The 22,076-nt window shown below is 60.5% G+C and carries 21 protein-coding genes; 14 read left to right on the top strand and 7 right to left on the bottom strand.

What is annotated here, in order from left to right; all coding sequences use genetic code 11:
• Positions 1-4: 4 nt before the first annotated feature.
• Positions 5-2,011, top strand: a complete 2,007-nt coding sequence (gene ligA, locus OKC42_RS05780) for an NAD-dependent DNA ligase LigA (RefSeq protein ID WP_270819208.1) — start codon at positions 5-7, stop codon at positions 2,009-2,011.
• Positions 2,012-2,092: 81 nt separating this feature from the next.
• Here ligA and OKC42_RS05785 read toward each other — a convergent pair whose 3' ends face one another.
• Positions 2,093-3,067, bottom strand: a complete 975-nt coding sequence (locus OKC42_RS05785) for an ABC transporter substrate-binding protein (protein WP_151286703.1) — start codon at positions 3,065-3,067, stop codon at positions 2,093-2,095.
• Between the two features lie 445 nt (positions 3,068-3,512).
• Between OKC42_RS05785 and nrdD the strand changes: the two genes are divergently transcribed.
• The 4 genes from nrdD (at position 3,513) to OKC42_RS05805 (ending at position 7,044) form a co-directional block, all read left to right on the top strand.
• The gene (gene nrdD, locus OKC42_RS05790; RefSeq protein WP_151286702.1) at positions 3,513-5,630 is read left to right on the top strand and encodes an anaerobic ribonucleoside-triphosphate reductase; all 2,118 of its coding nucleotides are present in this window, start codon (positions 3,513-3,515) and stop codon (positions 5,628-5,630) included.
• A gap of 100 nt (positions 5,631-5,730) precedes the next feature.
• Complete coding sequence (gene nrdG / locus OKC42_RS05795) at positions 5,731-6,240, top strand: anaerobic ribonucleoside-triphosphate reductase-activating protein (protein WP_151286701.1); 510 nt, start codon at positions 5,731-5,733, stop codon at positions 6,238-6,240.
• A gap of 64 nt (positions 6,241-6,304) precedes the next feature.
• Positions 6,305-6,475 (top strand): YqaE/Pmp3 family membrane protein, encoded by a 171-nt coding sequence (locus tag OKC42_RS05800; RefSeq protein WP_005338440.1) that lies wholly within the window; start codon positions 6,305-6,307, stop codon positions 6,473-6,475.
• A gap of 176 nt (positions 6,476-6,651) precedes the next feature.
• Positions 6,652-7,044, top strand: a complete 393-nt coding sequence (locus tag OKC42_RS05805) for an energy transducer TonB (protein WP_151286700.1) — start codon at positions 6,652-6,654, stop codon at positions 7,042-7,044.
• 56 nt (positions 7,045-7,100) lie between these two features.
• Here OKC42_RS05805 and OKC42_RS05810 read toward each other — a convergent pair whose 3' ends face one another.
• From OKC42_RS05810 to OKC42_RS05830, 5 genes are all read right to left on the bottom strand, one after another.
• The gene (locus OKC42_RS05810) at positions 7,101-7,457 is read right to left on the bottom strand and encodes an MliC family protein (protein ID WP_151286699.1); all 357 of its coding nucleotides are present in this window, start codon (positions 7,455-7,457) and stop codon (positions 7,101-7,103) included.
• A 143-nt stretch (positions 7,458-7,600) separates the two neighbouring features.
• Positions 7,601-8,365, bottom strand: a complete 765-nt coding sequence (locus tag OKC42_RS05815; protein WP_270819209.1) for a substrate-binding periplasmic protein — start codon at positions 8,363-8,365, stop codon at positions 7,601-7,603.
• 173 nt (positions 8,366-8,538) lie between these two features.
• Positions 8,539-9,636 (bottom strand): DUF2955 domain-containing protein, encoded by a 1,098-nt coding sequence (locus OKC42_RS05820; protein WP_270819210.1) that lies wholly within the window; start codon positions 9,634-9,636, stop codon positions 8,539-8,541.
• Entirely contained in the window at positions 9,626-10,681 is a 1,056-nt protein-coding gene (locus OKC42_RS05825) for an HlyD family secretion protein (RefSeq protein WP_270819211.1), read from the bottom strand. The genes OKC42_RS05820 and OKC42_RS05825 overlap by 11 nt, the downstream gene beginning before the upstream one ends.
• A gap of 1 nt (position 10,682) precedes the next feature.
• Entirely contained in the window at positions 10,683-11,195 is a 513-nt protein-coding gene (locus tag OKC42_RS05830; RefSeq protein ID WP_005349886.1) for a MarR family transcriptional regulator, read from the bottom strand.
• 298 nt (positions 11,196-11,493) lie between these two features.
• Here OKC42_RS05830 and OKC42_RS05835 point away from each other — a divergent pair, with 298 nt between their 5' ends.
• The 5 genes from OKC42_RS05835 to OKC42_RS05855 all read left to right on the top strand — a co-directional run bounded on the left by OKC42_RS05835 (position 11,494) and on the right by OKC42_RS05855 (position 17,357).
• Entirely contained in the window at positions 11,494-11,664 is a 171-nt protein-coding gene (locus OKC42_RS05835; protein ID WP_174218983.1) for a hypothetical protein, read from the top strand.
• Between the two features lie 517 nt (positions 11,665-12,181).
• Positions 12,182-13,498: a 2-hydroxycarboxylate transporter family protein gene (locus tag OKC42_RS05840; RefSeq protein ID WP_013724001.1), complete on the top strand. Its 1,317-nt coding sequence runs from the start codon at positions 12,182-12,184 to the stop codon at positions 13,496-13,498.
• Between the two features lie 23 nt (positions 13,499-13,521).
• Entirely contained in the window at positions 13,522-15,072 is a 1,551-nt protein-coding gene (locus OKC42_RS05845; RefSeq protein ID WP_270819212.1) for an NAD-dependent malic enzyme, read from the top strand.
• 17 nt (positions 15,073-15,089) lie between these two features.
• Positions 15,090-16,658: an ATP-binding protein gene (locus OKC42_RS05850; RefSeq protein ID WP_151286694.1), complete on the top strand. Its 1,569-nt coding sequence runs from the start codon at positions 15,090-15,092 to the stop codon at positions 16,656-16,658.
• A gap of 3 nt (positions 16,659-16,661) precedes the next feature.
• Positions 16,662-17,357, top strand: coding sequence for a response regulator (locus OKC42_RS05855; RefSeq protein ID WP_064338500.1), 696 nt, complete (start codon positions 16,662-16,664; stop codon positions 17,355-17,357).
• Between the two features lie 76 nt (positions 17,358-17,433).
• Here OKC42_RS05855 and OKC42_RS05860 read toward each other — a convergent pair whose 3' ends face one another.
• Positions 17,434-18,333, bottom strand: coding sequence for a DMT family transporter (locus tag OKC42_RS05860; protein ID WP_064338499.1), 900 nt, complete (start codon positions 18,331-18,333; stop codon positions 17,434-17,436).
• A 233-nt stretch (positions 18,334-18,566) separates the two neighbouring features.
• Here OKC42_RS05860 and OKC42_RS05865 point away from each other — a divergent pair, with 233 nt between their 5' ends.
• The 4 genes from OKC42_RS05865 to phoB all read left to right on the top strand — a co-directional run bounded on the left by OKC42_RS05865 (position 18,567) and on the right by phoB (position 22,073).
• Positions 18,567-19,370, top strand: coding sequence for a helix-turn-helix transcriptional regulator (locus OKC42_RS05865; RefSeq protein WP_270819213.1), 804 nt, complete (start codon positions 18,567-18,569; stop codon positions 19,368-19,370).
• 148 nt (positions 19,371-19,518) lie between these two features.
• Complete coding sequence (locus OKC42_RS05870; protein WP_270819214.1) at positions 19,519-20,799, top strand: GGDEF domain-containing protein; 1,281 nt, start codon at positions 19,519-19,521, stop codon at positions 20,797-20,799.
• 63 nt (positions 20,800-20,862) lie between these two features.
• Positions 20,863-21,282, top strand: a complete 420-nt coding sequence (locus OKC42_RS05875) for a VOC family protein (RefSeq protein ID WP_201947463.1) — start codon at positions 20,863-20,865, stop codon at positions 21,280-21,282.
• Between the two features lie 101 nt (positions 21,283-21,383).
• Positions 21,384-22,073 (top strand): phosphate regulon transcriptional regulator PhoB, encoded by a 690-nt coding sequence (phoB, locus tag OKC42_RS05880; RefSeq protein WP_005338414.1) that lies wholly within the window; start codon positions 21,384-21,386, stop codon positions 22,071-22,073.
• Positions 22,074-22,076 lie beyond the last annotated feature (3 nt).

The raw sequence follows: 22,076 nt of genomic DNA on the forward strand, positions 1-22,076 counted from the left end.
TTTCATGAGCGACACCCTCTCCCGCCACCGTCAATTGTGTGAACTGCTTACCGAATATGGTCACCAGTACTATGTGCTGGATAACCCCACAGTGCCGGATGCCGAATACGATCGCCTGATGCGCGAACTGATCGCGCTGGAGGCCGAGCATCCCGAGCTGAAAACACCGGCGTCACCCAGCGTGCGGGTCGGCGGCCAGCCGCTGACGGCGTTCAGTCAGGTGCGTCACGAGATCCCCATGCTCAGTCTGGATAACGTCTTTAGCAGCGAAGAGTTGCAGGCGTTCGAACAACGGATGAGCGATCGCCTCAAGCGTGACGTGCGTTTCACCTTCTGCTGCGAGCCCAAGCTCGACGGTCTGGCGGTGAGCCTGCTCTATATAAATGGTCAGCTGGTGCAGGCGGCCACCCGGGGTGATGGCGCCACCGGTGAGGAGATCACTGAGAACGTCCGCACCATCAAGGCCATTCCGCTCGCGCTGCGTGGCACTGGCTGGCCCGATCGGCTGGAGGTGCGTGGCGAAGTCTTTATGCCCAAGGCAGGTTTTGAGGCGATGAACGCCAAGGCATTGGCCGCGGGCGAGAAGGTGTTCGTCAACCCGCGCAACGCCGCCGCCGGCAGCCTGCGTCAACTCGATTCACGCATCACCGCCAGCCGTCCCCTGAGCTTTTACGCCTATGGCGTGGGGGTGGGGGGCGAGCAGTTGGGCGACTCCCACTTCGGTCGTCTCAACCAGCTCAAAGCGTGGGGGCTGCCGCTTAGTCCCGAGGTGAAGCTCAAAGAGGGGGCCGCCGGTTGTCAGGCGTTCCACGACGACATTCTAGCCCGTCGTGGCGAGCTGCCTTACGAGATCGACGGCGTGGTCTACAAGGTGGATGCTATCGCTTTGCAAGAGGAGCTCGGCTTTGTGGCACGCGCCCCGCGCTGGGCGACCGCCCACAAGTTCCCGGCGCAGGAGGAGATGACAGAGCTTGAGAACGTCGAGTTTCAGGTTGGCCGCACCGGCGCCGTGACCCCGGTCGCCAAGCTCAAACCGGTGTTTGTCGGCGGCGTGACTGTCTCCAACGCCACCCTGCACAACGCCGACGAGATCGAGCGCCTTGGCGTGATGATTGGCGATACCGTGATCGTGCGCCGGGCCGGTGACGTGATCCCGCAGATCGTCGCCGTGGTGGAGGCGCAACGCCCTCTTGATGCGCGCGAAATTCTATTCCCGACCGAGTGTCCGGTCTGTGGCTCTGCGGTCGAGCGGCTGGAAGGGGAAGCGGTTGCCCGCTGCTCCGGTGGCCTGTTCTGCGAGGCGCAGCGCAAGGAGGCGATCAAGCACTTTGCCGCCCGTCGCGCCATGGATGTGGACGGCCTTGGCGACAAGATTGTCGAGCAGCTGGTAGACAAGGGGCTGGTGAAGACTCCCGCCGATCTGTTCAGCCTCAATGCCATCCAGTTGGCAGGTCTTGAGCGGATGGGGCAAAAATCGGCCCTCAATCTGGTAGCCGCCATCGATGCGGCCCGCAGCACCACCCTGCCGCGTTTCCTGTTTGCCCTGGGGATCCGTGAAGTGGGGGAGGCGACTGCGCTCAACCTTGCCAACCACTTCCTCACGCTGGATGCCCTGCGCGCTGCATCGGTGGAGCAACTGCTCGAAGTGGCCGATGTGGGCGATGTGGTGGCCAAGCATGTCTACTACTTCCTGCGTCAGCCCCACAACGTGGAGGTGCTGGAGGCCTTGCTGGCTGCCGGCATCCACTGGCCGGCCATCGAGAAGAAAGAGGCCGCGGAGCAACCCTTTGCCGGCAAGACCTTCGTGCTGACCGGTACGCTGACCACCTTGTCGCGCAACGACGCCAAGGCGGCGCTGCAGGCCCTGGGAGCCAAGGTGGCGGGTTCGGTATCTGCCAAGACCGATGTGCTGGTCGCGGGGGAAGCGGCCGGTTCCAAGCTGACCAAGGCGCAGGAGCTCGGCATTACCATCTGGACCGAAGAGGAGCTGCAACATGCGTTGCAGGGCTGATAGCTCTCACCAAACCTGCTAACCGCAGCACCCGATATAAGAGAACCCGGCATGGCCGGGTTCTCTTTTTTGTTTCGGCGGTCACTCACGCCAGAGGATCTTGTGGCGCCATTTGTCGGGCACGGTGAGCTGCCAGCGGGCCAGTTCGCTCTTGCTGAAGACATATTCGCCGCGCAGGGCCGCTCGCGGGGAGATGGTACGGGGCAGGGTGCCCGCCAGAATGGTATTGATGAGGCTGGCTGCCTGTATCCCCTGATCGTGGCCGTCCAGCACCAGCCCGCCGATGGCCATCCCCTTGCCGACGGTAAACTCCCAGAAACAGAAGAGCGGCACCGGCGTGTTGGCGCTGGTCCACTCCAGCACCGTCTTTTCGCTCACATGCTTGCCATTGTCATCGACCAGCGTGTGGTAGAGGCCGAGGAAGATCGCCTGATAGCCGTTCTTCTTGGCGTTGAGCACTGCCTCCTGCCATAGGCTGTAATCCCCCATCAGCTGGCTGTTGATCCGGGTCTGACCGACCCGCAGCTCGGTCTGGGTCTTGAATTCATCCTCAATGGCAGTGAGGGCCACATTGCTGGAATCAAACAGCACCAGCGCCTTGTCGAGCCCCCCCATCATCTGGCTTATTTCGCTGATGTTGCGCTTGAGCAGGGGGCGCTCCAGCACGCCGGTGATCTTGGGGTGGCCGACAAAGCCCTTGAGGCGGGGATTCTCGTTCATGCCGAGAAAGACCACCGGGGTACCCAGCGAGGCGATCTCGTTGGCCAGATAGTTGATGGCGTTGTCATCCCCCAGTACCACTAAATCCGGTTTGCTCTTGAGATAAAAGGCGATGGCTTGCTGGGCTATTTCGTCGAACTTCTCCCGTGGATGGCGTTTGGTATCCATATAGAAGTGAGTGATCTTGTGCTCACCCTGCAAACCATCGAGCGGCCCTTTGTTGTAGCTTTGGTCCCACAGGTATTCGGGATGGTAGCTGCTGATCACCAGAATGTTGGCAGCCCAGAGCGGCAGTGAGAGGGTGGATAACAGTAGCAACAGCATGGAGGTGCGCATGGGTTGTCCCTTGTCGAGGGGGAGAGAGTTCTTGTTCAGTATGGGCGGTTTTGGTTGGCGCTGTCATCTCGAAACCGGCGCGGTGGGGGGCGATTTTTTTTCGGGTGGGCGGATCGGACGCCAGCCCGCACTCTGCCTGAGATTGGATTTGAACGGGGCTCTTTTGGGTTGGTCGTGAACTGTCCCGCTCGCTGAAAAACCTGTTCTGGATCAAGAAATGAGGCTGCGCTTTGGTGCCTAATAGACACCACATATAGGGACGCATTCGTTTTTAATCCCTATATGTTGTGTTATTAAGCTGTGTATAAGCTGTTCCTCTCCTATCTTCAGCCCAGGCTTGTCAAGCCTCGGCTGAATTTATTTGCGTCCAGGACGAGATGCCGGGAGGGGGGCCCAACAAGGGTGAGCCAGAGGCAAATGCCTGGCCTTTTAACGGGGAAAATTCATGAAACCGGTTGTGATCAAACGTGACGGATGTCGCGCACCATTCAATGCCCAGCTGATTGCAGAGGCGGTCAGCCGTGCGGCGGAAGCGGTCAATCAGGCCAATCCGGCACTCGCCTCCCGCATTGCCAATGCCGTGAGTCAGGAGCTGGAAGGGCGTGGTGAAGTTGATATCCACGAGATCCAGAACCGGGTCGAAAACCACCTGATGGCTTCCGACGACAAGGCCATCGCCCGTGCCTATATCGAATATCGTCACGACAGGGATCAGGCTCGCGAGGCGCGCGGCCGTCTGGCGCAGGAGATCCGCGGTCTGGTCGAGCAGACCAACGCTGCCCTGCTCAACGAGAATGCCAACAAAGACTCCAAGGTGATCCCGACCCAGCGCGACTTGCTGGCCGGTATCGTCGCCAAGCACTATGCCACCAGCCACATGCTGCCCCGTGATGTGGTTCAGGCTCATGAGAGCGGTGATCTGCATTTCCACGATCTCGATTACTCACCTTTCTTCCCGATGTTCAACTGCATGTTGATCGATCTGAAAGGGATGCTGACCCACGGCTTCAAGATGGGCAATGCGGAGATCGATACCCCGAAATCCATCAGCACCGCCACGGCCGTGACCGCCCAGATCATCGCCCAGGTGGCGAGCCACATCTATGGCGGCACCACCATCAACCGCATCGATGAAGTGCTGGCCCCCTATGTGACCATCAGCTGGCAGAAACACCGTGAAGTGGCCGAAGAGTGGGGCATTGCCGATGTGGAAGCCTACGCCATGGCTCGCACCGAGAAAGAGTGCTACGACGCATTCCAGTCACTGGAGTACGAAGTCAATACCCTGCACACCGCCAACGGTCAGACGCCGTTCGTCACCTTCGGCTTTGGCTTGGGGGACAGCTGGGAGTCGCGGATGATCCAGCGCGCCATCCTCAGCAACCGTATCGCTGGCCTTGGCAAGAACAAGAAGACTGCCGTGTTCCCGAAACTGGTGTTCGCCATCAAGGATGGCCTTAACCACAAGCAGGGCGATCCCAACTACGACATCAAGCAGCTGGCGCTGGAGTGTGCCTCCAAGCGGATGTATCCGGACATCCTCAACTACGACCAGGTCGTGAAAGTGACCGGCTCCTTCAAGACCCCCATGGGTTGCCGCTCCTTCCTCGGTGCCTACGAGGAGAATGGCGAGCTGATCCACGAAGGTCGCAACAACCTGGGTGTGGTGAGCCTCAACCTGCCGCGCATTGCCCTGAAATCCCGTGACGAAGCGGACTTCTGGGATCGTCTCGATGCCTCCCTGCGGGTCGCCAAGAAGGCGCTGATGTACCGCATCACCCGTCTGGACGGGGTGAAAGCACGGGTTGCACCGATCCTCTATATGGAAGGGGCTTGCGGCGTGCGGCTGAAGGCGGACGACAACGTCAGCGAGATCTTCAAGAACGGTCGTGCCTCCATTTCCCTCGGTTATATCGGGGTTCACGAGACCATCAACGCCCTGTTTGGTGACAAGCTTCACCTGTTTGACAGCACCGAGCTGCAACAGAAAGCCATCGCCATCATCGCCCGTCTCAGGGCAGCCATTGATGAGTGGAAAGAGGAGACTGGCTACGGCTTCAGCCTCTACTCCACCCCGAGCGAGAACCTCTGCACCCGTTTCTGCCGCATCGACGCCAAAGAGTTTGGCGTGGTATCCGGCGTGACCGACAAGGGCTACTACACCAACAGCTTCCACCTCGATGTGGAGAAGCAGGTCAACCCGTACGACAAGCTGGACTTCGAGGCGCCCTATCCGCCCATCGCCAGTGGCGGCTTCATCTGCTACGGCGAATACCCCAACATCCAGCACAACCTGGAAGCGCTCGAAAACGTCTGGGATTACAGCTATGACAAGGTGCCTTACTACGGTACCAACACCCCCATCGACGAGTGCTACGACTGCGGCTTTACCGGCGAATTCGAGTGCACCTCCAAGGGCTTTACCTGCCCGCGCTGCGGTAACCATGACCCGGCCAAGGTGTCGGTGACCCGCCGTGTCTGCGGCTACCTCGGCAGCCCCGATGCGCGCCCCTTCAATGCGGGCAAGCAGGAAGAGGTGAAGCGCCGCGTCAAACATATGTAAGCGCACAAGCGATGAAGAGCTGGCCCCTGACGCAAGGGGCCATTTTCATTGGAGGGCGGCAACTATGCCGCCTTCCCGTGAACGAGGCAGGAAACAAACGATGCACTACCACCAATACTACCCGGTTGATGTGATCAACGGCCCCGGCACCCGTGCCACTCTGTTTGTCTCCGGTTGCGAGCACCAGTGCCCGGGTTGCTACAACCAGAGCACTTGGCGGCTCGATGGCGGCAAGCCGTTCGATCAGGCGATGAGCGATCGCATCATTGCGGATCTCAGCGACAGCCGCATCAAACGGCGAGGTCTGTCGCTCTCCGGCGGCGATCCGCTCCACCCTGCCAACGTGCCCCACGTGCTGGCGCTGGTGAAACGGGTGCGCGCCGAGTGTCCGGGCAAGGATATCTGGTGCTGGACCGGCTATCTGCTCGGCGAGCTGTCAGAGGCCCAGCGCGAGCTGGTGGCCTTGCTGGATGTGCTGGTAGATGGCAAGTTTGAAAAGGCGTTGGCGGATCCCGGTTTGCTCTGGCGTGGCAGCAGCAATCAGCAGATCCACGACCTCAATGCCTGGCGTGATGCGGGTGAGCGAATTCCCTGTCTGGTTTGCAGTTGAAGTCTGGGATGTTTATGGTTAGCCCATTCCAATCCTGACGACATTTTTGAAAAGGAGAGCCGAGATGAACAATCTGCTCAAGATCCTGCTGGCCATTTTCCTGCCCCCGGTGTGCGCGTTTATCCAGGTGGGCTTTAGCCTGCACTTTTTAATCAACATAGTGCTGACCCTGATGGGCGGTCTGCCGGGCATGGTCCATGCGCTCTGGCTGGTGGTGAGCGACAAGCGCGGCTGATGCCAGCGGATGGTTAGTGAGCTTATTGACGATAAAAGGGCCAACCTCTCGGGGTTGGCCCTTTTGTTCATGTTCATACGAATACTTTTTCGTTAGGATGGGTGACTGACCAAGTGGGCCGCGTTGAGCGCCCTGCAGTCCGGCAACAAGCACCGGCAGAGAACAAGGAGCGTTACATGAAGTGGAAAGTCGCAGTATGGTCAGGTCTGGCAGTGACACTGTTGCTGGGGTGCTCATCCCGTCAGGAGGTGGCGCACGAGCGCGCTCCGATCGCTATCCCTCTCGAGCAGTTGTCCAGCTACTGGGTTCAGGAGAAGCAGTGGTCATGGCTTGGCAATGACGAGCCCACCCTGCCGACCAAACCGGTCAAGGGATATGTGGAAGTTCGCTATCAAATCGATGCCAGCGGCACGCCGGTCAAGCCGGAAGTGGTGGCGGCCGATCCTCCCGGCGAGCTGGAGCAGAGCGCGCTGGCGACCCTCTCGCGGATCCGCTATAGCCCGGCAGAGGGCAACCCGGATGCCATCCCGGTAGAGGTAACCAACCGCTTCGAGATCGAGATCAACTGATCCCCCACCACTCTGATGCCAGAGAAAGAGAGACCCCGGCCAGGCCGGGGTCACGTTTATTGCTGTTTGCAGTTGTCGTAGGCAGTCTGCCACTCGCCATCCTGATCCCGCAGTTCCACAAAGCCCTCATCCCCCTTGTTCCACCAAACGGCCTCATGTTCGTCCGTATAGCGGGCGCCGGAGGCCGAAATGGCTTGGGGCAGGGTGTAATCCTTGCCGTCCGGCAGTGACAGCTTGATAAAGTTGAGGCTTTCGTCGGAGAGAGAGAAGTAGCGCACCTGCACCTTCTTGCCCTGCTCGCACTGGTAACTGACCGGTTCGCCACCAGTGACTGAGAGGGTATTGCCCTGATTGCAGCCAGCGAGCAGGCCGAGGGCCAGCGCACCAGCGGCCATCATATGTACTTTATTCATGATTACAGCTCCATTGGTGTCATACGGGCGTGAGCCTAACAGGTTGCCGTTATTGTGCAATCATCGCGGCCATTCGGTGCGTCGCTGGCTGTCCGGCATACCGTAGTGGGGGGAGGGGCTCGGTGTTAGCAAGGCATCCGCCATCAGTGCAAGCCAAGTCGGGTTTCAAACTGGCGGATCAGAGTCTCATAGGTGCCGTTGTTCTTGATCTTCTGCAGTCCCTGCTCGAACTGTTTGGCCAGCGCCTCCCCTTGCGGGTGGTGGCGGGAGAAGGCGAGCCAGAAGCCATCGGTGGAGATTTTACCGACCTTGACCACCTTGCCGGTCAGCTGTTTCTGCTGGATCTTCAGGTAGCCCGGCATGCCGTTCATCAGGATGTAGTCGACCCGGCCACGTACCAGCATCTCGAGGATCTGGGCATCGGATTTGGCCTGAAAGCGGGTGATTCTGGGGTTCTCCATAAAATCGGTGGGGTAGGTGTAGCCGAGGGTGATGCCCACCCGCTTGCCCTCCAGCGAGGTGAGCTTGAGATCCCGTTGTAGGTCGCTGGCAAGGGCGAAGATGGCAAGATCCTCCTCGAACATGGGGGTATCGTGCCAGTGGTACTGGTACCGGTTCTCTTCGGTGATGGTAGCGTTGAAGCACCCCGCAAGTTTGCCGCTTTTTGCATCGTGCATGCAGCGGGCAAAGGGGAGGGTGCGAAAGACAATCTCGATCCCTTCGGCGGCGAACACCGCCTTGACCAGCTCAGGCGCCAGTCCGTGGGGCTGGTCATCCTCATTGTCCTTGTCGCGCTCGCAGTAGGGGGCCCAGTCATCTTCGGCACCAATGACAAGCGGGGTGGCCCCGAGCGGGCTGGTAGCCAACAGTACCAAACAAACCAGCCATTTTTTTAACAACGGAACCATAGGTGCACCTCATCGACAGCAGCCTTACAAGCATAGCCACACTTCTGCGCTGACTTGTAGTGGCAGGAGTATTGGTGAGGGAGGTAAACGAGGGCGAGAAAAAAACGCCCCGGCAGGCGACGGGGCGAAAGAGAGCTCATCCATGGGCTGACAACAGTGCTTACAACAGGAAATCAATAACCGAAGCGGGTCGCCTCGAAGCGGTTGAGCAACCGGTGGACGAGGTAGCAGGCCAGCAGGGTGACCACGATGGCAAACAGTATGCTGCTCACCCGGTAGAGGGCGCTGAACACCAGATCGTTGCCCGGGGTGAGGTACTGGCCAAACAGGATGCCGAGGGTGGTGAGGGCGCCAAAGCCGACCCCGGAGCCGCCTGCCTCCTTGACGTGGGCATGGCTGAACAGCATGGCGCCGAGCCACAGTAACGGGGCGACAAGCAGCAGTTGCCCTGACCAGTCATAGAGCAGCAGTTGGCCGAGCAAGCCGAAGGTGACCCCCAGCAAGGTGCCCATCGCCCGTTTGCGGGCATAACTGAGGGCGCCGTTCCAGTGCATGGGGAACAGCACCAGCAGGGTCGTAGCCTGGGCAGACATGGAGTCGCGCAGGTCAAACACCTGAAATACCAGAAACGACAGGGTGGCCACAGTGGCCCCCAGCAGAGCTTCATGGCGCATCCGGTGCGGCGCCTTGGGGGCCGAGGCTGGCTTGGGTCTGGCTTCCACATCCGGGATCAGCATGGTCATCAGGTAGGCGATCAGCACCGACAGCACGCTCGCCCAGATATTGTTGAGGATCAGGTCGTTGAGGTCGGTCTGCGGATAGCTGGCAAAGTGCAGCATGATGCTGAGGCTCAGCACCCCGTTGGCCCCGAACAGAAACAGGCTGCCCCGCGACATGGCGGCGAAGCGGTAGAGAAACAGCATGAAGGCGATAGGGGTCATCAGCGCCGGATGGCTGCCAAACAGTCCCCCCAGCAGCCCGACCTCCCCCCCACAGACCACCGCCGCCGCGATCAGCTGGCGTGCGGCATGGCCATTCATCACAGGCACCATTCCCAGCAGCAGCACCGGCGTGACCGTATAGAAGACCCCGTAATTCCAGCCAAGCAGCTTGCAGAGCAGAAAGCCCGTGGTACAGCCAAAGGCGATGCGCAGGCACTGGCGCAGCTCGTTGCCGGTGAGGGGCCGATACCAGAGGTGGGTGGCAGCAACACCGGCGGGGTGTGCTGGGGCGGTATTGGCCGACGGGTGAGTGGCGTGGTTAGTAGACATAATGGAGCAGGCTGAGCAGGTGGATCTGGCCCCGTGCCAGCATGGCGGTCAGGGCATTGTCCGGCAGCAGTTGTACCGTGGCCCGCGCCCCGGCTGGCAGATGGTCGGGGAGCTGATCCAGCTCGAGGTGCAGCCGCATCCGCTGGGCATCTCTTACCCAGCGATCAGACTCCACCGGTGCGGCCAGTCGACCATTGGCATCAAACTGACCGGCGCTCACTCCGGCATCCAGACTGCTTACCCGAGCAGGATAGAGCTGACCCGGCTCGCCATCGAAGGCGACCAGTGCGCGGGTTTGCGCGCCGACATGGCGCAGGCTCTTCTCCCGAAAATCGGCTATGACGTCCACCTGTTCCGACACCAGCGCCAGCAGCGGGCTGCCGGCGCTGGCGATACTGCCCGGCTTGAGCTGCAAGTTGGTGATGGTGCCATCCTGATCCGCGTGGACCCGGCTGTAAGAGAGGGCCAACTGCGCTTGCGCCAGCTTGTTGCGGGCCTGGCGCAGCAACAGATTGTCCTCACCGGTCACGCCACGACTGGTCTTGATCTGGGTCAGTTTGGCCTGACTGGCGCGCAGGTTGGCCTGGGCGCTGCGCAGGGCGCTGTCAGCCTCATCTTTTTGTTGCAGCGAAACCATGTGACGTTGGTAGAGCGCATCGATGCGCTCAGCCTCGCGCCACTTCTGGCTGGCCAGGGTCTCTTTGGCGTTGATCTCGGCAACGGCGGCGGTCAGGGCGGCATCCAGTTCACTGTTCTGCTGCTCTGCCTGCGCCAGCGCAAGGCGGGCCTGCTCCACCGCCAGTTCAAAAGGGGCCGGATCCAGCCTGAACAGCAGATCCCCCTTCTTGACCTGCTGGTTGTTGTGAACGGCGACCTCGATCACCTTGCCGCTCACCTGGGGGGCCAGCTTGGTGACCACCCGGGTCGCCATCGCCTGAGGGGTGAGGGGCATCAGCAGGTCGGCTATCAGAAAATAGGCAAACAGGGTGGCAAAGCCAGCCATGGACCATTTGATCCAGCGGGTAAATTGTTGATCCGGGGTCATCTTATTCTCTCTCTGTGTCGGTCTCGGGAGGGCTTGTATCGCCTCCGGCTTGTCGGTCGTGGTGTTGTTCAATTTTGCTGAGGGCGTTGGCCGAGATCCGCTGCACCGTGGCTTCAAACAGCTGCAGGGTCTGCTCATCGATGCCTCCCAGCAGCTCGCGGCGGATATTCATGATGCGGTCGGCGATCTGATCGAGCAGGGTCTGGCCAGCCGGGGTCACGCAGACGATGCGGGCCCGCTTGTCCTGACTGCAACAGTGACGCTCAATCAGTCCCTGCTCTTCCAGCTGGCCCAGGGTGCGCATCAGGGAGGGGAGCTCTATCTCGAGGGCTTCGGCTAGGGTCTTCTGGCTGACATGGTTCCCCATGCGGGAGAGTTTCCACAGCGCGGTCCAGCGGGGATGGGTGAGGCCAAGGGGAGCCAGCTCCAGGTCGGCGGCAGTACGCCATAGCCGGTGCATCCGCGCTATCTGCTCGGCGAGCGACAGCTCGCGCAACCTTTCCAGATCCGTCATCTTCTCATCCTCAATGTACTTAGCCTGCTAAGTATCATACTTGTTTAGCAGGCTAAGTAAATAGTGTGATGCGGATCATGTTTCTGGTCGGATCTTTCGCTGGTGCGAGTTAGCAGCATTCGAGCCCCTGATATTATTCTCGGGGCTGATCCACTCGAGGCTCTCTTGCCGATTCGGATATTGCGCCGTGAATGGAGGATATCCGGCGATTATTTTCATGAAATTTTCAGCTTCAGCGAGCAGCTCTTTTTTTATCCGCTAATATTGATGGGGTTATAAAACAAGGGGGAAACGGGTTGTGGATGGATATGACAGTGGATGTGTGTATCTGGCAATTGAAGCGCTGTTGAGTGATGGGGAATATGGTGCAGAGTCACACCATGGCGTGAATCGGGAAGGCGTTATCAGAAGTACCGATATCAGTCATGATTTTGACCCCGCCAATATTCCATTGCTGTTGGCAGAATAGACCTGACCGTGTGTGATCCTTGTGAGTTCAAGCCAGTGCTCTGGTATTCGCTGGCTTGGCTCATCACTATTTTAATCTCCCCTTTTTGCATCTTTCTCCTCACCCTTTTTCATCGTGCGTGCTTCCTGCACGCCGACTCAAACCCTGATGTGGCACTCCGTGGCACTCGCGTTATGGCGATGACATTGCCCGCTGATTATCACTCACAGGAGCTGTGGCGATAAATGGTCGCAGAGCTTGTCATCTGGCTCTGTTATTTCCCCGAAGGGGGGAGATCATCGCATCGTTATTACTGCTGATCACCCAAATATCCGCCATTATGGTCGCTCGTTTTATCACCCTATTTCCTGACTTGGTCGGGTATCGGATGTCTGGTGTTCTATTGTGCTGCGCACGTTGGCGGCACCATGATGTTTAAGTTTTTAATGTTTTTATATGGCTTTGCAGTCTGGCTAACCGACAGGGGAGAGGGGGAACAATAAAGTAGCGGCCACAATCACACGCAGAGTACATAACAATGAAAAACCTCTCACCCCTACAAACCACACAAGAAAAGGCCGCCTTTATGGGCGGCCAACAAATTGCCGGTATGCCGCTCTTTATATTTCTCGGGTTGGCGACCTGTGTTCTCTTTTCCGGCTGGAACGGCTCGTTGCCGCTGGGCATGGTCGGTGCGCTGGCACTGATGTTTGTACTGGGCACCCTGCTGACCGAGCTGGGGGAGCGGATCATGCCGATCCGCGAATACCTAGGGGGTGGCACCATCCTCGCCATCTTTGGCGGCGCCGCCCTGTTCGAATACCAGCTGCTGCCGGTGCAGGCGGGGCAGGTCATCACCAACTTCATGAAGGAGGGGGGCTTTCTCAACTTCTTTATCGCCAGTCTGGTGACCGGTTCGGTGTTCGGTATGAGCGGCGCTTTGCTGAAAAATGCCGCCATGCGCTACCTGCCGGTCATTCTTGGTGGCGTCGCACTGGCACTGCTGAGCGTTGGTCTGGTCGGCTCCCTGATGGGGTATGGCTTCAAGAATGCGGTGCTGCTGATCGGCCTGCCGATCATGGGCGGCGGCATGGGCGCCGGCGCGGTGCCGTTGGTGGAGATCCTCTCCGGCCCGATGCAGATGTCCAGTGCGGATCTCTTGTCGCGCATGGTACCGGCGGTGGTGATCGCCAATACCCTGGCCATTCTGGTGGGCTCCCTGCTGGCGCGCCTTGGTCGCCGTTACCCCTCCCTGACTGGCAACGGCAAGCTGATGGTCAAAGAGAATAGCCAGAGCATTGCCGATGAGCAGGCCGAAGCGCCGACCCTGCAGAGTCTTGGCATGGGCCTTTTCATCAGCTCCAGCATGTTTGTGCTGGGCTCCCTGCTTGGCAATTTTATCCCCATGCACCCCTTTGCCCTGATGATTTTGGCGGTCGCCTTTATCAAGGTGAGCGGCCTGCTGCCGCGCCGTTATGAGCAGGCGGCGGCCGACTGGTATCAGTTTGTGGTGAGCAACCTGACCCCTTCCCTGCTGGTGGGGATCGGTGTCGCCTACACCAGTATTCCGGAACTGATCAGCGCCTTCTCCATCAGCTACTTCGTGCTGGTCATGGTCACCGTGATCGGTGGCGCCCTCGGCGCGGCGCTGGTGGGCCGGATGATCGGCTTCTATCCCATCGAGGCGGCCATCACCGGCGGGCTCTGCATGGCCAACATGGGGGGCACCGGCGACGTAGCCGTGCTCTCGGCGGCCCAGCGGATGAAGCTGATGCCCTTTGCCCAGATCTCCTCTCGCCTTGGCGGCGCCGTGATGCTGATTTTGGCCACCGCCCTTATCTCCCTGCTCGCCTGATACCGGATTGAGGAACAAACAAGATGAACGACATCATGATGGGCACCAGCCTGCCCTATGCAGAACGCAAGCGTCAGGGGGTGCGGGGTCGCATGCCCCACAAGGAGGAGTCCCTCTCCCAGCAGCGGCGCCGGATCTACCGATTGGTCTGCGCCATGCAGAGTCCGTTTGACCAGCATCTGCTGCTGCGCCAGCTGCAGGAGGACAATCCTGTGCTCTTCTACGATCTGGTGCGCCACCACCTGCCGGAGTTGTTGCCGATCATCTACACCCCGGTGGTGGGGGAGGCGTGTCAGCGCCACAGCGACCTCTATCTGCGCAGTCACGGCCTCTACCTCTCCTGGCACGACCGGGATGATCTCGATGATATCCTCGAGTCGGTGGAGCAGGAGGTGGATGTGATCGTCATCTCCGACGGCGAGCGGGTGCTGGGGCTTGGCGATCTCGGTATCGGCGGCATGGGGATCTGTATCGGCAAGCTGGCGCTCTACTCCGCCGCTGGTGGTATCAACCCTGCACGGACCTTGCCGCTCTGCGTCGATGTGGGCACCAACAATCCCGAGCTGCTGGAGGATGACTCCTACCTCGGCTGGCAATCCCCGCGCATTGACGGCGAGAGCTACTACCACTTCATGGACAAGGTGGTCGCCGTCATTCGCAAGCGCTGGCCGCAGGTGGTGCTGCAGTTTGAAGACTTTGCAGGCAAGCATGCCGCCAACTTGCTGACCCGTTATCGGGACGAGCTCTGCATGTTCAACGACGACATTCAGGGCACGGCGGCAGTGGCTTCTGCCTGCGTGCTGGCCGGGTTGCAGCAGGCGGGTACAGCCCTGTGCGATGCCCCGGTGCTGATCGTCGGCGCGGGCTCTGCCGGTTGCGGCATCGCCGCCATGCTGGCCCAGCTGGCGGGGAGTCACGACGGCGTCTGGCTGTTTGATCAGGACGGGGTGGTCTGCAGCGATCGTCCCAACCTGACCCGCGCCCAGCTGCCATTTGCCCGTGCCGTGGAGGAGGGGAGCAGTTCGCTGCTGGAGACCATCCGTCAGGTGCGCCCGGCGGTGCTGATCGGGGTGAGCGGTCAGGGCGGCCTCTTTACTGACGAGGTGTTGCAGGCGATGGGGGAGGTGTGCGATCAGCCGGTGATCCTGCCACTCTCCAACCCGACCCGCAGTGCCGAGGCGACGCCCGAGCAGGTGTGGGCCGCCACAGATGGCCGCGCCCTGCTGGCCACCGGCAGCCCCTTTGCACCGGTGACGGTGGCTGGGGAGCGGCGGGTGGTCTCCCAGTGCAACAACGTCTATGTCTTCCCGGGGATTGGTCTCGGAGCCTGTGCCGTCAAGGCGCGCCGCATCAGTGATGGCATGTTGCTGGCCGCGGTGCGGGCTGTCGGCGCCTATCCGCTGGTGGCGGGCCGGCTGTTGCCCCCCATCGAGCAGGTGGGAGAGGTGGCCCGTGCCGTCGCCAGAGCGGTGGCGCTCTGCGCCCGCGAGGAAGGATTGGCCGATTTTGTCGGCGATCCGGCACCTTTGATTGACCAGACCTGGTGGCATCCGCACTATTGGGCAGCGTCCTGACGTTTTAAGGTATGTGCATGAAACTTCGCCACCAGTTGGTCACCCTCTCTCTTGGGCTCTCCCTGCTGCTGATCCTCATTCTGGGCAGTCTGCTGGCCCTCTTTATCCGTCATCTGCTGGAGAGCAATCTGCAGGATAAGGGGAGCGATCTGGCACGGGTCATGGCGGCGGACACCCGGGTGGTCGAGGCCCTGCGTCAGGGCAGTGATCCTACCCTGCGCGACTATGTGGAGGCGGTCTGCAACCGCACTGACGCAACTTATATGGTGGTGACCGATGAGCATGGTCGCCGCCTCAGCCACCCCAACCCCGAGCTGGTGGGACAGAAGTTTCGCGGCGAGGATATCTGGCCCGCGCTGCAGGAGCGACGCAGCTACTGCTCCAAGGATCGGGGCACCATGGGGCCGGCGATCCGCTGCTTCTCCCCGGTGGTGGGCGGGGATGGGCGCGTCATGGGGGCCGTGGTGGTGGGCTACCTGATGCAGCAGGTGGAGGGCATCTATATGGAGCGGGTGGCCCTGCTCATCTGCGCCATCGTGGCGGTGCTGGGATGCGGCCTGCTGCTGGCGCTCTGGGTGCAGTATCTGCTGCGCAAGACCCTGCTCGATCTGGAGCCGGAGGCAATCGTGCGCCGCTTCACCCTGCAGGATCTGGTGCTGGAGCACATCACCGAAGGGGTGATTGCCCTCGATAGCAGCGGCAACATCAACATGATCAACAGCACCGCCAGTTATCAACTGCGGCTGCCGGCCACCGGGCGTCACGCCCTGCAGGGGCAGTCGCTGGTGGAGCTGGTGCCGCCCCTTGCCCCCTGTCTGGAGCAGGAGGGTGGGGAAGTGAGCTTCACCATTCAGGGGGAGTCTTTCGTCGGCCGCTGGCAGGCGGTGCAGGGCAAGGCGCCGGGGCGGTTGCTGATCTTCAGCCGTCCGGAGGTGGCTGCCAGTCTGGGGGTACAGGTGACCCATCTGCGCCAGTATGCCGAGATGCTGCGGATGCAGAGCCACGAGTTTGCCAATAAGCTGAGCAGCCTCTCCGGCCTGTTGCAGCTGGGCCATGTGGATCAGGCGGTGGAGCTGATCCAGCAGGAGAACGAAGCGTGCCAGACCATGCTGCAGGAGCTGCTGCGGCTGATCGACAACAAGCCGGTGGCGGGGCTGATTCTCGGCAAGTTCAGCCGGGCCCGCGAGCTGGGGGTGACCCTGGAGCTCGATCCCGATTCGGCGCTGGCGGAGTATCCGGCCTCGGTTTCGGCCGATCTCATCACCCTCATTGGCAACCTGCTGGACAACGGCCTGCAGGCGGCCTGGCGCAACCGCCAGCAGCGACCGCCGCGGGTGCTGCTGTCCCTGTGCGATGTGGGGCGGCGGCTGGTGATCGAGGTGGAGGATAGCGGCGAGGGGGTCGACGAGGAGCTGGCCGATCATCTGTTCGATTACGGGGTGAGTCGCCAGAGCGGCGATCACGGGGTGGGTCTGTTCCTGGTCAAGGAGACCGTGGGTCGGCACGAGGGTGTGATAGAATGGCGGCGAACCGCCGAGCAGACCACCCTGTTTGGTATCTACTTGAATAAAAACCAATTAATGTGAGCCATGGACCCAATAATCACGCTTGTTATTGAAGATGACGATCGGATCGGTGCCATCTTGTCAGAACTGGTGGCGGCGACCCCCGGTTTCTCCCTGCTGGGGCGGGCCGGCACCCTGGCCCAGGCCGATGCCATGATGGCCGGTGTGGTGCCCCAACTGCTGCTGGTGGATGTCTCCCTGCCCGATGGCTCCGGCCTTGAGTGGGTGAGCCGCCTGCGCAGCCACAACCGCGAAGCCTATGTCATCATGGTGACCGCCTCGCGGGATGTGGAGACCATCCAGCAGGCCCTCAATCTGGGGGTTCATGACTACGTCATCAAACCATTGCGGCTGTTTCGCATCCAGCAGAGTCTGGATGAGATCCTGCAACTGCACAGCCGTCTGTGCGAGCGGGGTCGGCTGGAGCAGGAAGATCTCGACAAGCTGCTGGGCAAGGGAGGGCGCTCCCAGATCAAGGAGATGCGCGTCCCCCCCAAGGGGATCGACAGCATCACCCTGCGTCAGGTACTGGATCTGCTGGCTGGTGAGCCGGAGAACGTCTTCTCCACCGACACGGTGGCGCTGCGACTCTCCCTCAGCCGCACCACGGCGCGCCGCTATCTGGAGTATCTGGAGTCGGAAGATCGGGTGGATGTAGATCTCAACTACGGTCAGCGGGGGCGGCCGGAGCGGCGCTACCGCTGGCGCCGGGCCGGTTGAGATGCGCACTGGCGTGTATTGCAGAAACAACAAGGGAGCCATGGGCTCCCTTGTTGTTTCCGGACGATGTTGGTTCTCAGGCGGCTTCCCGTTCGGCTACCGGCACACGCCCCTTCAGCTGGGAAGCCATCACCCCGCCCAGGATCAGCCCGCCACCCAGCAGGTGATAGCCGTGGATCGGCTCGCCCAGGCCGACGACGGCGATCAGCGCCGTACAGAGCGGCATCAGGTTCATAAAGACCGAGGTGCGCTCGGCGCCCATGCAGGCGAGGCCGCGCATCCAGCAGTAAGCCGCCAACAGGGAGGAGGCGAGCCCGGCGAAGAGCACCAGTCCCCACCCTTCGGCCGGCACCGCCATCGAGTCGGCGCTGAGAGCGAGCGGCACCAGCAACAGTACGGCCAGCAGGATCTGCATGTAGAGGTTGAGCCAGGGGCCAAACGGCAGGTGCCAGCGGCGGATCAGCAGGCCGTACAGGGCATAGCTGGCGGAGCCGAGCAACATCATGCCATCCCCCGGGTTGATGCCGTTGTGCAGCAGAGCCAGCGGCTCGCCCTTGCCAAGCAGCCAGAGCACCCCGAACAGGGAGAGACTCATGCCGAGCAGTGCCTGTTTGCCGGGACGCTGGCCGAAGAAGAGCGCCCCTTGCAGCAGAGTAAGCAGCGGAATCAGGGAGCCGATAACCCCCATATTGGTGGCCGAGGTGCTGTGGGCGGCGTAGTAGGCCAGACACTGGTAGAGCACCATACCGAGCGCCGCCAGCACCAGCAGCTTGCCGAGCCAGGGGCGAACCTCACTACGGCGGCGCCACAGCTGCGGCAGGCAGAAGGGGGTCAGTGCCAGGGCGGCAATCACCCAGCGATAGAAGGAGATAGCCGCGGGGTCGAGCACGCTGGCGGCCGCCTTGGACACCACGGTATTGGTAGCCCAGATCAGCACAGCCATCAGCGGAAAGAGAAGAGGGGAAAAGATTCGCATCAGAGGCTCCTTATTAACAGGGGGCCAAGTCTACCCTTGTCTTTATATTATCAAGTAGCGTAAAACAGACAGATGACCCAGCAGAAAAGACAACTCTTTCTGATGTACCTTATTCCGGCCCACACGGGCTGTGTCAGCCCGCAACTGATGGCTGCTTTTGGCCTGTGCCGGAGACCGAGCCAACAGGGCGTTGCATCACGCCTGCTCCTCTCTCTCGCTGACAAGGGGCGCTGATGGCCACTCACCAGTTTCAGCCGGTAGATGTCGTTCTGCCCGCTCCGAATCCGCTCTATTTCAGTTACCAGCAGATGCTGGCCGACAGCGCGACCGTGCTGCACTCCCACCCCTGGGGCCAGCTCAACATGATCAGTCTGGGGATCATGGAGATAGAGCTGGGGGAGCAGCGACTGGTGGCCCCTGCCGACTACCTTATCTGGGTACCGGCGGATCTCGACCACACCTCCTACAACGAGCAGACCCTCGACTACACCTCCATCTACGTCAGCCACGAGCTGGCGGCCAAGCTGCCGCCAGAGCCCAGATTGCTGCTGCTCACCCCGCTGATCCGCGCCCTGCTGAGCGATTTTTGCGAACGGCGGGTAGGCCATATGGTGGATGAGTGGGATCAGCACCAGGCCGAGTTGCTGGTGGAGCGACTGGCGCGCACCCGTTGTCAGGAGAGCTACCTGCCGATGAGTCAGGACAAGCTGCTGGCTCCCATGCTGGCGGCGTTGCACAGCGATCCTGCCGATCCCCGTACTCTGGCCCAGTGGGCAGGACAACTGCACACCACAGAGCGCACCCTGGCGCGGCGCTGCCTGCGGGAGTTGGGGATGAGTTTCGGTCAGTGGCGGGCGCGGCTGCGGCTTCTCAAAGCCTTGGCCTGGCTCAAGGGCGACATGCCCATTCAGGAGATCAGCTGGCGGCTCGGTTACGGCTCCACCTCGGCCTTTATCGCCATGTTCAACCGGGAGCTGGGCTGCTCCCCCCAGCGTTATCGCCAGCAGTCAGCAATGCGGGTTGGCACTGCGCTTTAAAAACGTGACAGAGAGCGGTTAACTCCTTGATAAGTGGCATTTTTTTGTGATTCACGGGGGTTATCATAGTGGCTTGTTATCGCGTGCTATCCGGTGCCACCGCCTGTTCCAGTTGCACGGGTATTCCTATTGACGCGATGGGGTCAGCATGATCGCTTCCAGTTCCCGTTTTGCCGAGTTGCTGTTCTGGTATTTGCTGGCGCTGACTGGCTGCTCCATCCTGCTGTTCGAGTTTGGCCCCGAGCGGGTGCTTGATATCAAGGAGTGGCCGCTCTCGGTAAGCGTGTTGAAGGCGGTGGATGCTGCACCGGAAGCGGTGAGTTACCGTCCCTCGGCCGATGGTAATCCCGGCGTAGAGTGTGTACTGACTGCGAGCCCCGAGAGTTATCCCAGCTGTGGTCTGGTTCTCACCCTGACCGCGCGCGAAAAGGGTATCAATCTTGCCCGATTTAATACTCTCCATATCCGCTTGAGCGTGACGGGGGGCGAGGAGCAGGATTGGCGTTTCTACTTGCGCAACTACAATCCGCTTTTCGACAAGATGGATGACCCGTTGCAGTCCAAATTCAACGAAATCATCTTTCGCCCTGCCGATTACGGCAAGGACCACGAGGTGCCTCTCGACGTGTTTACCCCGGCAACCTGGTGGATCAAGCGCTACAAGGTGCCGTTACAGTTGCAGGGGCCTGATCTGAGCCGGGTCTACGCCATCGAGATTGCTGCGGGGTCATATATGTCGCCTGGTGAGTATGGCGTGGTGATCGAGGAGCTGCAGTTTCATGGCAACTGGCTTGAGCCTACCCTTTTCTACCGGTTGATCCTGTTTGTCTGGTTTATCTATGGCTGTGCAGTCTTTCTGGTTAACCACCTAGCCATGAAGCAGCGTTTGTTGCATGCCCATCAGGCCAAGTTTGAGGTGGAGGTGCTGAACCGTACCCTGAGCGAAGAGAATCGCCGCACCCGTGAGGAGGCCTGTTATGATCCACTGACCGGTGCTTTCAACCGGCTTGGTGGTGAGCGACTGCTGGCCGATATCGCTGATCTGTCGTTTTCCTTCATCTATATCGACGTTGACCACTTCAAACAGATCAACGACATCCACGGTCACCAGGTGGGTGATGAGGTGCTCAAGCATCTGGTCAGTGAGATCCTGCGCCATTGTGATGCGCTCTGCCATCTGGTGCGCTGGGGCGGTGAGGAGTTCGTGCTGGTCTGCCTTCACTACGATGAGCTGCGGGCCTGTGCGCTGGCCGAGCGGTTGCGCGCTACCCTGGAGGCTGATATCCATTGGCCGTCCGGATTGCGGGTGACCGCCTCGTTCGGGGTGGCTGATCGTGCGGGGGAGTCGCCGGAGCAGGTGCTCAAACGTGCCGACGAGGCGCTCTATCAAGCCAAGACGCAGGGTCGCAACCGGGTTGCGAGCCACTGACTGCGATGCGTCGAGATGCCGTGTGCTTTATTCCAATATCGCTTTCAACATGAGCAAGCAGTTATGTCACAACACATAGGGGCGCTGACCCTGCTGGTGGCTGATTACGATCAGGCCATTCGCTTTTTTACCGAGGGACTTGGCTTTGCGCTCCTGGAAGACACTCGGCTCGACGAGCCGGGCAAACCGGGCAAACCGGGCAAGCGCTGGGTGCGGGTTGCCCCCAAAGGTGCCTCCGGTTCTGCACTGCTGCTGGCACAAGCGGCCAATGCGCAGCAGCAGGCCGCCATCGGTCAGCAGGGCGGTGGTCGGGTATTTCTGTTCCTCGAGACCACTGATTTCTGGGGGGATTACCAGCGCATGCAGGCGTACGGTGTTCATTTTTGTGAACAGCCTCGCGATGAACCATATGGCACTGTGGTGGTGTTTGAGGATATCAGCGGCAACCGGTGGGACTTGTTGCAACGTACTGCTGCCAACTGAATCTGAAAACGTTTATCATCCCGCCTGTCATAAAGTCATAAAAGTGTCACAGAAAATTCTAATAATTGGCGCACCCATCTTCACAGAGGAGAGAGAAGGGAATGGCTAAGCGAATTCTGGTGGTCGAGGACGAAGCACCGATCCGCGAAATGCTCTGCTTCGTGTTGGAGCAGAAGGGATATGAGACGATTGAAGCGGAAGATTACGCCGATGGACTGGCGAAGGTGCGCGAACCCTACCCCGAACTCATCGTGCTCGACTGGATGATGCCGGGCGGCAGCGGCATCCAGTTTATCAAGCAGCTCAAGCAGGATGAGGTGACGCGCCAGATCCCGGTGGTGATGCTCACCGCCCGCGGTGAAGAGGAGGACAAGGTGCGTGGTCTGGAGGCCGGTGCCGACGACTATATCACCAAGCCGTTCTCGCCCAAGGAGCTGACCGCTCGCCTCCATGCGGTGATGCGCCGCGTGTCGCCCACCTCGGTGGATGAGGTGATCGAGGTACAGGGGCTGAAACTCGATCCTGTCTCCCACCGGGTCAGTGCCGAAGAGAAGGCGCTCGACATGGGGCCGACCGAATTCAAGCTGCTTCACTTCTTTATGACTCACCCCGAGCGGGTCTACAGCCGTGAACAGCTGCTCAATAATGTCTGGGGTACCAATGTGTACGTCGAGGACAGAACCGTGGATGTGCATATTCGTCGCCTGCGCAAGGCGATTGAAGAGACAGGGCACGACAGATTGATCCAGACGGTGCGTGGAGCCGGATACCGCTTCTCAACCCGTCTCTAGAGG

Origin of the sequence: Aeromonas sp. Y311-2 (assembly GCF_027706025.1) — a bacterium.
GTDB classification, from domain to species: Bacteria; Pseudomonadota; Gammaproteobacteria; order Enterobacterales; family Aeromonadaceae; genus Aeromonas; species Aeromonas veronii.

Bases quoted from the DNA above. Each gene is read 5' to 3' on its own strand.
- ligA (WP_270819208.1), top strand. From the start codon at position 5: ATGAGCGACACCCTCTCCCGCCACCGTCAATTGTGTGAACTGCTTACC.
- OKC42_RS05785 (WP_151286703.1), bottom strand. From the start codon at position 3,067: ATGCGCACCTCCATGCTGTTGCTACTGTTATCCACCCTCTCACTGCCG.
- nrdD (WP_151286702.1), top strand. From the start codon at position 3,513: ATGAAACCGGTTGTGATCAAACGTGACGGATGTCGCGCACCATTCAAT.
- nrdG (WP_151286701.1), top strand. From the start codon at position 5,731: ATGCACTACCACCAATACTACCCGGTTGATGTGATCAACGGCCCCGGC.
- OKC42_RS05800 (WP_005338440.1), top strand. From the start codon at position 6,305: ATGAACAATCTGCTCAAGATCCTGCTGGCCATTTTCCTGCCCCCGGTG.
- OKC42_RS05805 (WP_151286700.1), top strand. From the start codon at position 6,652: ATGAAGTGGAAAGTCGCAGTATGGTCAGGTCTGGCAGTGACACTGTTG.
- OKC42_RS05810 (WP_151286699.1), bottom strand. From the start codon at position 7,457: ATGAATAAAGTACATATGATGGCCGCTGGTGCGCTGGCCCTCGGCCTG.
- OKC42_RS05815 (WP_270819209.1), bottom strand. From the start codon at position 8,365: ATGGTTCCGTTGTTAAAAAAATGGCTGGTTTGTTTGGTACTGTTGGCT.
- OKC42_RS05820 (WP_270819210.1), bottom strand. From the start codon at position 9,636: ATGTCTACTAACCACGCCACTCACCCGTCGGCCAATACCGCCCCAGCA.
- OKC42_RS05825 (WP_270819211.1), bottom strand. From the start codon at position 10,681: ATGACCCCGGATCAACAATTTACCCGCTGGATCAAATGGTCCATGGCT.
- OKC42_RS05830 (WP_005349886.1), bottom strand. From the start codon at position 11,195: ATGACGGATCTGGAAAGGTTGCGCGAGCTGTCGCTCGCCGAGCAGATA.
- OKC42_RS05840 (WP_013724001.1), top strand. From the start codon at position 12,182: ATGAAAAACCTCTCACCCCTACAAACCACACAAGAAAAGGCCGCCTTT.
- OKC42_RS05845 (WP_270819212.1), top strand. From the start codon at position 13,522: ATGAACGACATCATGATGGGCACCAGCCTGCCCTATGCAGAACGCAAG.
- OKC42_RS05850 (WP_151286694.1), top strand. From the start codon at position 15,090: ATGAAACTTCGCCACCAGTTGGTCACCCTCTCTCTTGGGCTCTCCCTG.
- OKC42_RS05855 (WP_064338500.1), top strand. From the start codon at position 16,662: ATGGACCCAATAATCACGCTTGTTATTGAAGATGACGATCGGATCGGT.
- OKC42_RS05860 (WP_064338499.1), bottom strand. From the start codon at position 18,333: ATGCGAATCTTTTCCCCTCTTCTCTTTCCGCTGATGGCTGTGCTGATC.
- OKC42_RS05865 (WP_270819213.1), top strand. From the start codon at position 18,567: ATGGCCACTCACCAGTTTCAGCCGGTAGATGTCGTTCTGCCCGCTCCG.
- OKC42_RS05870 (WP_270819214.1), top strand. From the start codon at position 19,519: ATGATCGCTTCCAGTTCCCGTTTTGCCGAGTTGCTGTTCTGGTATTTG.
- OKC42_RS05875 (WP_201947463.1), top strand. From the start codon at position 20,863: ATGTCACAACACATAGGGGCGCTGACCCTGCTGGTGGCTGATTACGAT.
- phoB (WP_005338414.1), top strand. From the start codon at position 21,384: ATGGCTAAGCGAATTCTGGTGGTCGAGGACGAAGCACCGATCCGCGAA.